Origin of the sequence: Novosphingobium sp. 32-60-15, assembly GCF_002280675.1 — a bacterium.
Lineage (GTDB): Bacteria > Pseudomonadota > Alphaproteobacteria > Sphingomonadales > Sphingomonadaceae > Novosphingobium.
Genome location: NZ_NCEN01000002.1, coordinates 65,226 through 76,673 on the forward strand (window position 1 = coordinate 65,226; position 11,448 = coordinate 76,673).

At 61.3% G+C, this 11,448-nt stretch carries 8 protein-coding genes; 4 read left to right on the forward strand and 4 right to left on the reverse strand.

The genetic code is table 11. The features are described from left to right. Positions 1 to 53: 53 nt before the first annotated feature. Positions 54 to 935: a PAS domain-containing protein gene (locus tag B7Y89_RS01840; RefSeq protein WP_292935193.1), complete on the forward strand. Its 882-nt coding sequence runs from the start codon at positions 54 to 56 to the stop codon at positions 933 to 935. Next, positions 868 to 1,533 carry a HAMP domain-containing sensor histidine kinase gene (locus tag B7Y89_RS01845; RefSeq protein ID WP_292935195.1) on the forward strand — a complete coding sequence of 222 codons (666 nt, stop codon included), beginning with the start codon at positions 868 to 870 and terminating at the stop codon, positions 1,531 to 1,533. Before B7Y89_RS01840 ends, B7Y89_RS01845 begins: the two co-directional genes overlap by 68 nt. 213 nt (positions 1,534 to 1,746) lie before the next feature. Here B7Y89_RS01845 and B7Y89_RS01850 read toward each other — a convergent pair whose 3' ends face one another. The 4 genes from B7Y89_RS01850 to B7Y89_RS01865 form a co-directional block, all read right to left on the reverse strand. Further along, positions 1,747 to 3,990 (reverse strand): TonB-dependent receptor, encoded by a 2,244-nt coding sequence (locus B7Y89_RS01850; protein ID WP_292935196.1) that lies wholly within the window; start codon positions 3,988 to 3,990, stop codon positions 1,747 to 1,749. Positions 3,991 to 4,249: 259 nt separating this feature from the next. Continuing rightward, positions 4,250 to 5,632, reverse strand: coding sequence for a TolC family protein (locus B7Y89_RS01855; RefSeq protein WP_292935198.1), 1,383 nt, complete (start codon positions 5,630 to 5,632; stop codon positions 4,250 to 4,252). Continuing rightward, the gene (locus B7Y89_RS01860) at positions 5,629 to 6,750 is read right to left on the reverse strand and encodes an HlyD family efflux transporter periplasmic adaptor subunit (protein WP_292935200.1); all 1,122 of its coding nucleotides are present in this window, start codon (positions 6,748 to 6,750) and stop codon (positions 5,629 to 5,631) included. The genes B7Y89_RS01855 and B7Y89_RS01860 overlap by 4 nt, the downstream gene beginning before the upstream one ends. 3 nt (positions 6,751 to 6,753) lie before the next feature. Then, positions 6,754 to 8,445, reverse strand: coding sequence for an ABC transporter transmembrane domain-containing protein (locus B7Y89_RS01865; protein ID WP_292935202.1), 1,692 nt, complete (start codon positions 8,443 to 8,445; stop codon positions 6,754 to 6,756). Positions 8,446 to 8,681: 236 nt separating this feature from the next. Here B7Y89_RS01865 and B7Y89_RS01870 point away from each other — a divergent pair, with 236 nt between their 5' ends. Together B7Y89_RS01870 and folD are read left to right on the forward strand one after the other, a co-directional pair. Further along, a complete protein-coding gene (locus B7Y89_RS01870) occupies positions 8,682 to 10,190 on the forward strand; it encodes a phosphomannomutase (protein WP_292935203.1) in 1,509 nt (502 codons plus the stop codon). A 187-nt stretch (positions 10,191 to 10,377) separates the two neighbouring features. After that, positions 10,378 to 11,247 carry a bifunctional methylenetetrahydrofolate dehydrogenase/methenyltetrahydrofolate cyclohydrolase FolD gene (folD, locus tag B7Y89_RS01875; RefSeq protein ID WP_292935205.1) on the forward strand — a complete coding sequence of 290 codons (870 nt, stop codon included), beginning with the start codon at positions 10,378 to 10,380 and terminating at the stop codon, positions 11,245 to 11,247. Positions 11,248 to 11,448 lie beyond the last annotated feature (201 nt).

Below are 11,448 nucleotides of genomic sequence, written 5' to 3' on the forward strand. Positions count from 1 at the left end.
GATATCGCTGGAAATTGCTAAGTTAGGGTTGTGCAGGCGTAGCGGATAACACGATGATGGGCGCATCGAGACACGAACAAGTCCCCGCCGTGGCATTGCCAGCAGGCTATGGCGAAGGGCTGGCTTTGCTGGCAATGATTGACCGTGCGTTGTGGATTTATGATTTTGAACGCACGACAATTGTCTGGGCCAACCAGGCGGCTCTGGCGTTCTGGGGCGCGGGTAACATGGCCGAACTGGCAGGCCGTGATTTCGCGCCCGTCGGCGCAGGCACCGCCGAACACCTTGATAATGTGCGCTTATCTTTGAAAACGGCCACAACGCGCGTTGAAAACTGGACCTTTTTTCCAGGCGGAGAACCGCGCCAGCGGCAATGTCGTATATCCGGCGTCAGGCTGGAAGACGGACGCAACGCCATATTGGTTGATGCCGGTACGGACGTCGATGCGGCGGGCTGGGCCAATGCCGATTACACGTACGAACTGCGCGCCATCGCCGCAGTGCGCCATTCACCGTTAATGATTTCCATGGCCACCGAACAGGGCCAGTGGTTAATGCACAACCCGGCGGCAGAGGCGCTGGTCAACCGGCTGGAACTGGGCAATTTGCCCGGCTTCGATAACTTCAGCGCGATGTTCGCCGTTCCGGCACAAGCTGCCGCCTTGCGCCAAGGCGCTCGACAAGGGTTCGGCGCATGCCACTTTGCGCATGACGGGGCGGGCCTTGCGCATGCACCAGATCACATTGCGCCGCCTGACCGACCCTGTCACCGGTCGGCTTTCGCTGATGATCGCGCAGCAGGATGTAACGCGCGCGCACCGCATGGAGCGGCGCTTGCAAAAGGCGCTGGTCCGCGAAAAGGCGGTGGTGGAAACGCAGCGCTTGTTCCTGTCGGTCACCAGCCACGATTTCCGCACGCCCTTGACGATCATTGATGGCGCAGCGCGGCGGATCGGGCGCATGGCAGGCGCAGACAGCCCGATTGCCGAACGCGCCGCCGCCATCCGCGCCACAGCACGGCGCATGGCACAAGCGATAGACCGGACGCTGGGCTGGTCCTCCATTGCCGAAGGCAAAGTGGCGTTCCATCCAGAACTTGCAGACATTGGCCCGATGGTGGAAAAAGCGGTGGCAAACCAGCGCGCGCTCCATCCCGACCGTGCCTTTTCGGTCGAACTGGGCGAACTGCCTGCCTTGCTGCTGGATGCAGGACTTATCGAACGCTCGCTCGATAACCTGCTGTCCAACGCGGTGAAGTATTCGCCAGCAGGGGCAGGCGTGGACGTGCGCTGCGTCCGGCGGGGCAAGCGGGTGGAACTGTCGGTCAGCGATCACGGCATCGGCGTGCCCGAGGCCGACATGCGCCGCATGTTCACGCGGTTCTTCCGCGCAGGCAACACCCGGGGCACCAAAGGCACCGGCATCGGCCTGAACGCCGTGAAGTTCTACATGGGCCTGCACGGCGGCAAAGTGGCCCTGCGCAGCGTAGAAGGCGAAGGATCAACTTTTACGTTGAGCTTTCCGATTAAGTAAGGCCGGATTCAAGCCCTGCATATTTGGTCATCATCCCATCGGCTCCTTAAATTCTAAATCCCGTCATGCTGAACTTGTTTCAGCATCCATTTCTCCCCACGAACCGCCGTGTGCGTTGATAGATGGATCCTGAAACAAGTTCAGGATGACGTTAGTGCAAGAACCGAAGGCAAACTTAGTCGCAGCGGGGTGGGCATAGAGCCCCCCACCCCTCTAAAACTCGCGCCGAATGCTGGCGCCAAAGGTGCGCGGGGTGCCGACGTGGTTGTAATCAAAGCCGAAGCCCGAAAGATCGATGCGCGCGGTGAAGTACGTTTGGTCTGTCAGGTTGCGGCCCCATACCGATAGCGTCCAATCGCCGCGCACCCAGTCCATCCCGGCACCAAGCAGCGCATAGCCCGGCTGGCGCAAGCGCGGCACGTTGACGATCTCGAAGAACTGCGCCGAAGTATAGGCAGCATCCGCGCGCAAGGTGAGCCGGTTTGCGTCATCCTCCCACGCGGTATAGCCGATCCCGGCATTGGCGGTAAGCGATGGCGCGTTGGACAAGGTATTGCCCGCCACGTTCAAGCCGCTGATCGTGCCTTGGGTGGCGCGGGCATGCAGCAGGCCAAGGCCCAGTTGCAAGGACAGCCGGTCATCGGGCCGTGCCTCCACTTCGGCTTCGGCCCCGTAAATGCGTGACTTGTCCAGATTGACCAGCGTTTGCGTGGCGTCTGCGGGGTTCACCGAAAGGAACTGCTGGTTGCGGTAAAGGTAATGGAAGCCGGTGAGTGAAAGCGACAGGGCGCGCCCGCCAAGTTTGGCCCCTGCCTCAAAGGAATCAAGGACTTCGGGCTTGGCCACGCCGGCTTCTGACGCATCGAAAAAGGCCTGCGCGTTAAAGCCGCTTGCACGATAGCCCCGGCTGTAGCTGGCAAATAGCAATGCGCCGCCGTCAAGCCGATGGTCAATGCCCACTTTGCCCGACAGGTTGCTGGCGGCAAAGCGGCGGTCGGTCGGCGCGATCAGCGTGGTGACAAACTGGCCATCGACACCGCGAATCTCGGACGTAAGCCCCAGTTGCGCACCGGTATCACGGGTAAAGCGCAATCCGCCGCGCAATGTGGTGCTGTCGGAAAGCTTCCAGCGCACATCGCCAAACAGCGCATAGCTGCGCTTGTCCTGATCGAAGCGGTTGGAAATGACGCAGGCGAAAAGGCTGGTGTTCGCCGTGCAATCGTCCACATCGACCCGTCCGTTGCCATCAACGTCAAGGTCGGTCCAGAAGTTCAGGTCGGTGGCGTTGAACAGGTCTTCGCGGTGATAATGCGCGCCCAGAATTAATGAAAGCGCGCCGCCATTGTCATACGTCAGCCGCACTTCCTGCCCGAATTGGGTCCCGCGATCCGTGTATGGAATTTCCAGCGCACGGGTGGGGCTGCCGTCGGTGTCTTCGGGCACAAACAGGCTGCCCTTGTCCCAACCGGTAACGGTCGTCAGCGTCAGCGCATCGTCCAGCTTGAACGTGCCGGTCAGCGCCGCAGACCATGTGCGCGCATGGCGGCGCGGGGTGTAATTGGATTCAATCTCGCGGATGCCAAGGCCTTGGCGGAAATAGCTTTGCCCCGCACCATAGGCCTCATAAACGCCAGAGCCGACGCCATCGGCACCGGGTTTGGAATAGTTGCCGTAATTGGTGGGGTTTTGCAGGCTGGTGGACAGGCGCAGCACCAGTTCGGCGCGGTCGGATGGCTGCCACAACAGCGATCCGCGCACGCCATATTCACGCGTGCCCGAAAGGTCGGGGCTACCTGCCAAACGGTTGCGGAACCATCCATCGGCGCGCGCGGCTGTGAACGCCACACGCGCGGCAAGGGTCGGACTGATCACCACATTGGCAGCGCCAGTGGCTTCAACCCGGCCAAAATTGCCCACGCCCGCTTTCAGATAGCCTGCGTTTTCAAACACCGGCTTTGCGGCCAGATAATTGATCGCGCCGCCCGTGGTGTTCTTGCCATAGAGCGTGCCCTGCGGTCCGCGCAGCACCTCGATGCGTTGCAAATCATACAGCGCAAGACCCAGAAACGCGAAGTTGCCCTTGTAAACCTCGTCATAATAGACCGCCACCGGCCCTGCCTGATTCAGGCTGAAGTCCGACATCGAAACGCCCCGCAGCGCAAAGATCGGCGTGTTTTCGCCCACCGTTGCACTAAAGCGCAAGTTGGGGATGCGCATGGCCAGATCATCGGCCTGCGTCAGCCGCGCGGCATCTAGCGCTTCCCCGCCCAGCACCGATAGCGAAAGCGGCACATCAGCGGCGCGTTCGGCCCGCTTTTGCGCGGTGACGACGATCTCGCCCGATGGCTGTTCCTCCATGGCGGGCGCTTCTTCGGCAAGGGCCAAAGCGGGCAGAAAGGCGATGGCGCTGGCGCTAAGCAATGCGCAAGCGCGCAGGACCTTGAAACTGGCAGACATGACGGCTCCGCAAAAGTGTAGGCCTTGGCCTTAACTGTCCGGACTTGCCGTGCTGTAAATCGATTGAAGCGGTTTCCCCTTATGCACTTGGCAGTTATCCCCTTTGCAAATGGGGCTCATTTTTCGTCACCCTGAACTTGTTTCAGGGTCCATCCATCCACTCGCACGGCGGTTGGTGGGGAGAAATGGATGCTGAAACAAGTTCAGCATGACGGAGGTGGAAACTTACGTGGCTGAACAGGATAACTGCCTTTGCGCTTTACAATCGCAATTGGTCGCGGTCCGCCATTGCGGCGACCAGCTCGGCGCGCGCTGCCGCGCTGCGATAGATCGCGTCGATCTCGCGGATGGTGGCATCGGCCAGCGCCTCTTCGCGCAAGTTGACCACCAGAAAATCGCTGGCCCCCAAAGCATAGCGGCGGCGTTCTGCCTCGGCCATGCGGCGGGCAAGGGCCGCTTCATCGGTGGCCAGCGCGGCAAGGCGTTCGGCCCCGTCCATTTGCGTGCGCAAGTTGGCAATCTCCACGCCCACCTGCTCTTCCAGAAAACGTAAGCGGATGGACAGCGCATCCTGTTCAGCCGCCACTTCGGCAATGCGCCCCTTGGCCGCGCGCTGTTCCAATGGCAGTGAAAAGCGCAAGCCGAACATGGCTTCGGCTGGCGTGCGTACCGGCGATCCGGGGCCGATGTCCTTCGAAGCCTCGGCGCGCAGATCCAGCCTTGGCCGCAGTTCGTTTTCGGCCATGCGCACGCGGATCGAGTTCTGGTCAATCCGCGCCAGCAATGCCTTGATGTCGGGGCGGCCGGACATGGCTTCCTCACGGTCAACCAGCCGGGGCTTGACGCCTTCGGGCATGCGCCGTGGCAAACGCGAGGCATCGGCCACAATAGGCTGGCCCAGATCATCGCGCAAAAACAGGGACAGCGCATTGGCAAACAGCGTCAGGTCCTGTTCGGCGCGCACCAGCAAGGCTTGGCGGCGCACGATGTTCTGGCGGTTTTCCACGCTGAGGATGGCCGGCCGTGCGCCCAGTTCAATCTGCCGGTCAATCGAGGCTTGCCGTTCCTGCGCAAGACCGAACAATTCGCGCAAAGTGGCAACGCGCAATCCGGCGGCCACCCATCGCTGATAGGCCTCAATCGCGCGGCGCTGAACGCCGATGGCAATCAGATCACGGTCCAGCGCGGCCAGATCGATATCGCCCTCGGCCAGTTCGCGCCGTCCGCGCCGTTCATCAATCACGCGGTCGCGCAACAGCGAAAACACCCCGCCAACGCGCACTTCGCCCAGCTGGTTGGTGATCGATTTGCCGTCGTATGACGGGAAATTGCCACCGGACAGGCGGTAGCCGCCATAGATATTGCCGCCATTGTTCTGCAGCGGGCGGGATGCCTTTACGTCGGCAAAGGTACCGCCGTAATAGCCCAGCGCACGGCTTTGCGCATCGGCATCGAACACCAGATCGAACTGGCCTTGCGCGCTCAGCGCGCGCGCATCGGCCTGCCGCTGCCGCGCCATCGCCTCAAGGATTTGCGGCGCGTGCGTGCTGGATGAACGCAGCACTTCATCCAGCGTCAGTTCTGCGGCGTGGGCAGCAGGCGCCAGCAACAACGCCAGCGCCATCACCAGACGGCGGATCATTTCTCGTCCTCGCCGTAACCGTCTGCTTTCGGCTTGGCCTTGGTCGCCTCCTTGTCGGACAATGCCTTTGCCGCAGTCCCTTTGCGCGGGCCGGTATCGACCGGCTGCGGAAATTCGAGCGGAAAGTCGTTCAACTGGCGCCACAATTCGTAACCGATGGTGACGGTTTCCATCTGGATCCAGCCGCGTACCTTTGAACCCAGCAGCACGAAATTGTCCTTGGGCCATGCAGGCTTTCCGGGCATCGGTTCCACCAGCACGCGGAACAGGCCGGACGTCTGGGCCGAAGGGTCGATGGAGCGCACGCGGCCATCAAACATGCCCTGCGCCACTGACGGCCAACCGCTGAACTGGATGGCGGGCCAGCCTTCAAAGTGCAGACGCACCGGCTGTCCGCGCCGTACCAGCGCCACATCGCGGCCATCCACCATCAGCTCTACCACGCGCTCGGCCTGATCGGGGGCAAGCGTTGCCAGCCAATCGCCCGCGCTGATCAACGTGCCACCCGCAGCGGTGTTCAGCGCCTGGATGCGCCCGTCGCGCGGGGCGCGCACCAGTTGCACCGACTGGCGGCCCAGCGCGATATCCACCTTGCTCAGCTTGGCGCGCGCTTCGGCCAGTTTGGCCGCATGATCGGAAACCTTGATTTGCGCGTTTTCCAGATCGCGCCGTGCGGCAAGGCCTTCAGAAAGCAATTCGCCCGAACGCCCCACATCGATCCGCGCAACCGTCATGGCCTGTTCGGCCGCCGCAATCTGGGCCAGCACTTGCGCCCGTTCGGCGGCAAGGCTGGTCAGCAATGACGGGTCATTGTCGATGATACGTGCAATCGGATCGCCCTTTTTCACCGACTGGCCATCGGACACGTACCACCGTTCCACGCGCCCGGGCACCAGTGCGGTCACCTGCTGGACGCGGTCTTCGGGGTTCAGCGCGATAACCTCGCCTCGTCCGGGCGCGGTTTGCACCCAATGGACAAAGAACAGGAACACGATGATGACCGGGATCGTCGTTGCAATCATCCAGCCCAGCGCGCGCGTTGTGCGCGGAACGCGCAAGCTGGACAAAGTGGTGAACGCGCCAAAATTGCGTGAAGCATTGTTAGAGGCAGCAGCCATCGCTCAGCGCTCCTCTTGAGTGGTGGGTGTTGGCAGGAGCTTGGCGGGATCATCGGCACGGCGCTGTTCGCGCTTGCCGATCCACAGCCACCCGTCACGCTCCAACCCTTCGGGCCGCGCGGTAAATTGCAAAACCGTGGTGCCATGCGGGCGCAAGTGCGCGAGGACCGCATTCAGGCAGGCGGGCGGCAGCATGTCATAGAGCGGGGAAAGCATCAGCACGCGCGGGCGGGCAAGCAGCGCTCCGGCCAGCTTCAGCGCCATCGTTTCGCCCACGGACAGCGGCCAGCCCGATGATGAAAGCTTGGCGTCCAATCCGCCCGGCAAATCACCGATCCTGTTGCCCAGGCCAACCAGTTCCAGCGCCTCAAGCATCGCTTCGGGCCGCCCCGGCGCGCTAAGGCCCAGATATTCGCGCACCGTCATTTCGACAATCGCGGGGCGGTCCAGCACGATCACGTCAGAGCGCAACCGGTACATATCGAACGTGCCAAGATCAGCCCCGCCCACGCTGACAAAGCCGTTCTGCGGCACTTCCAGCCGTTTCAGCAGCGATGCAAGGCACCGTTCAACTCCCGGCGCGGCCATTACGCCAACTTGCGCGCCGCCTTCGAGGGCGAAATCGAACACAAAGCCGCCGTGGCGCACATCGCGCAGGCGGATGGAACCATCAGGCAAAGACGGCGCATCGCTATCGGGCGTGGCTTCTTGCGGCACTTCCCAGAACAAGTGCAGCTCTTCCAGACTGGCCGCCATGTCATAGAATATTTCAAGATATGTGCCCAATTGCGCAATGCCATAGAACACGCCCGACAGGATCAATTCGGCCGCCACCAATTGCCCGATCGACAATTCGCCCTGCAGGATCAGCCAGCCACCCAGCGCCAGCAAACCGGCACTGGCCAAGGCATAAAGCAGTAACAGCGCGATGGTCTGGCCAAAGGTGTGGCGAAAGTGGCGGCGGTGGCAATCGACATAGCTTGCGGTCATCTCTTCGGACCGGGCGATTGCAAAGGCCATGTGACGGCTTGATTTGTAAATGCCGTTCGATCCGCCCACACTGTCAAGCCAGTGCGCGGTGGCGTGTTTGGCGTGGCTTTTGGTCACCGACGTGCGCAAGCTGGCAGATGCCCACACCCGCCAGATGATGAGGACCAGCAGCACCAGCACCGCATTGAACGCAAGGAAAAACGGGTGGTAAAAGCTGGTGACAACAAGCCCGACAAGGCTTTGCAGAACGATGGTAAAGCCGCCGATCAACAGGCTGGTCAGCGATTTCTGCACTACCACCGTATCGAAAAATCGGTTGAACAGATCGCCTTTGCGTGAATCGACAAAGAACGGATTTTGCGCATGAACCGCGCGCAGCGTGATTTCGGCAACAAGCCGCGCGAAGAAGCGGCGCTCGAACATGGCCAGCAAATGCACGCGAAATGCGCTGAGCACGCCTGAAATTACCAGCAACGTGAACAGGATGGCGGCCAAAGTCAGCAACGGCGCGGGCAGCGCGGTATTGGCCACCGAATTGATCAGCAATTGCACCGAAATGGGCGTGGCCAAAGACAGCAATGAAATGGCCGCGCCATAAAGCAGCGCAAGCCGGATAAACCCCGCATCAGGGCCGAGCACTTTGCCAGTCCACGTGGCAAAGTCGCGGAAGGTTGGAACGTGGTGGTCGGCAGATGTGTCGGCCATCGGGATTGGGGTTTCCGTTGTTTCGCAAGTGCAGCACAAATGGGCGTGATTTGGTGTCTATGTCGCAATGTATCGTAAACAATTGTTGCTGCGCTGCACGTATTTTCGGAACCCGATTTGCCTGCGCGAATTACTTTGCAAGGCACTGGCACCCTTTGCGTTTTGTAACGGGGACAGGCTATGCAGGCGTCCGGCGGGGTGGTTTGGCCCTTAGCAGAATGGGAATCTCATTCCAGATGAACGACTTGAGCCAGATTCGTAAGCTGACCGTGGCTGACCTGATGACCACCAGCGGCGTGCCTTTCGGCACCAGCGGCGTGCGCGGACTGGCCTCGGCCATGACCGACCGGTTGTGTCACGCCTATGCCACGGCGTTTTTGCAGTACCTTGGCGACATTGGCGAATTTGCCGCCGGAGATCGCGTAGCCCTCGCCGGGGACCTGCGCATCAGCACACCGCGAATCCTTGCGGCTTGCGCTACGGCGGTGCGTGATTGTGGCGGTGAAGTGGTGTTCTGCGGCTTTACCCCCACACCGGCGCTGGCCTTTTACGCAATGGGCATCGGCATGCCGTCAATCATGGTCACCGGAAGCCACATTCCGGCAGACCGCAATGGTATCAAATTCTACCGCCCGCATGGTGAAGTGCTGAAAAGCGACGAGGCGGGGATAGTCGGACAAAGCATTGCCATCGATCCGGCGCGGTATGGTGCCGACGACGGGCTGATCAATCCCGCTGTCCTGCCCGCTGTGGTGGATGTCGAGGAGGCCTATATCGCCCGCTACGTCCGCCATTTCGGGGCAGATGCCTTGGCCGGTCTGACGGTGGGCGTGTATCAGCACTCTGCGGTGGGGCGCGATTTGCTGGTCCGTGCGGTTGAGGCTTTGGGCGGCACAGCGGTGCCATTTGGGCGGTCAGAGCAATTCGTGCCGGTTGATACCGAAGCGATCCGCGCCGAAGACATTGCTCTGGCAGCCAAATGGGCGGCGGAAAACCGCGTTGATGCCATCATTTCAACCGATGGCGATTCAGACCGGCCTTTGGTGGCAGACGCCAGCGGCACATGGCTGCGCGGCGATATCGTCGGATTGCTGTGCGCGCGCGCGGTGGGTGCAGACGTTATCGTGACGCCCGTCAGCAGCAATACCGTTGCGGAATTGAGCGGCGCTGTGCCGCGCGTTTTGCGCACGCGCATCGGATCGCCCTATGTGATTGCCGCCATGACGGATGCCGCCACGGCTGATCCGGCGGCTTGTGTGGTGGGCTATGAAGCCAATGGCGGGGTGCTTTTGGGCACAGCGGTGGGTGATCTGACAGCTTTGCCTACCCGCGATGCGCTGTTGCCGATTCTGGCGATAGTTTCAGCCGCGCGCGCAACGCCGATCGCGCAGACCGTGGCACAATTGCCGCCGCGCTATACGTATAGCGACCGCGTCGCCGATTTCCCGCAGGCCGATAGCGCGGCGCTGATCGCGTTCCTGTCTACGGGCGATGAGGGTGAGCAACTGGCCCGCATCGCGCGCGTCTTTGGCGATATAGCCGGACTGCCCACAGCAATTGACACCACCGACGGTTACCGCATGAGCTTTGCCAGCGGCGCGATCCTGCATTTCCGCCCGTCGGGCAACGCGCCCGAATTGCGCTGCTATTCCGAAGCCGAAACCGAGGCGCGGGCGCGGGACTTGAACGGCAAGGCGCTGGCCCATGTATTGAAGGCTGTGATTCCGCAGGTTCGCAGTTTGTAAGCACAGAGGCCGTAAACCCACCCCGCTGCGACCAATTCTGCCTTCGGCTGCATAAGCCGCGCTCCCCTCCCTTGAGGGAGGGGCTGGGGGAGGGTGTTCGGCCTCACCAACACAAAAATCCCCGGTTGAATTATTTGTATGCAACACATACAATATGCCCCGTAAACAAGCGGGGATGCACGGCACTATGGCACAGATAATCGATGGCAAGGCGCTTGCAGCGCAAGTGCTGGAGCGCACCGCAAAGGACGTTGCCGAGATTATCGCCAATGGCGGTGTGGCACCGGGCCTTGCCGTGATCCTCGTGGGTAATGACCCGGCAAGCGAGGTCTATGTCGGGCGGAAGATTGCGCAATGCCGCAAGGCGGGCATCCTGTCGCTTGAACACCGCCTGCCTGCCGGTACACCGCAGGCCGATGTGCTGGCGCTGATTGACCAATTCAACGCCGATCCCGCCGTTCACGGCATTCTGGTTCAGTTGCCGCTGCCCAAACACATCAATGCCGCGCTGGTGCTGGACCGGATCGATCCCGCAAAGGACGTGGACGGGTTCCATCCGGTCAACGTCGGACGCCTGTCCACCGGTACGGGCGGCCTCGTGCCCTGCACCCCCCTGGGCGTCATGCTTCTGCTGGACAGCGTGATCGATGATTATCGCGGGTTGAACGTGGTCGTCATCGGCAAATCGAACATCGTGGGAAAGCCGGTTTCGATGCTGCTGCTTGAACGCGAGGCGACCGTCACCGTCACCCACATCGAAACGCGAGACCTGCCCGATGTGGCGCGCAAGGCGGACATTATCGTGGCAGCGGCAGGCGCACCGCATCTGGTGCGCGGCTATTGGGTAAAGCCCGGCGCGGTGGTGATCGATGTGGGCATCAACCGCGTGACCGATCATGATGGCAAGACCCGGCTGATCGGCGATTGCGCCACGCACGAACTCGATCACGCCAAAGCGGTGACGCCTGTGCCTGGCGGTGTGGGGCCAATGACCATCGCCTGTTTGCTGAGCAACACGGTGCTGGCGGCCAAACGATCATCGCCAGATTTTCAGTGATTGCATTTCCTGCACTTATGTACGTACATTTCGCACTTGCAGCATAAATCGACTGCAGCCATATAGGAGTTGCCTTTCAGGCATCCTCTCCCAAAACTTTCCAGGGGGCCAGCGCAAGTTGGCCCCCCTTTTTTTGGTTTGCGATAAAGGCACCTGTCTACCTTGTCCCTTTTTCGTCATCCTGAACTTGTTTCAGGATCC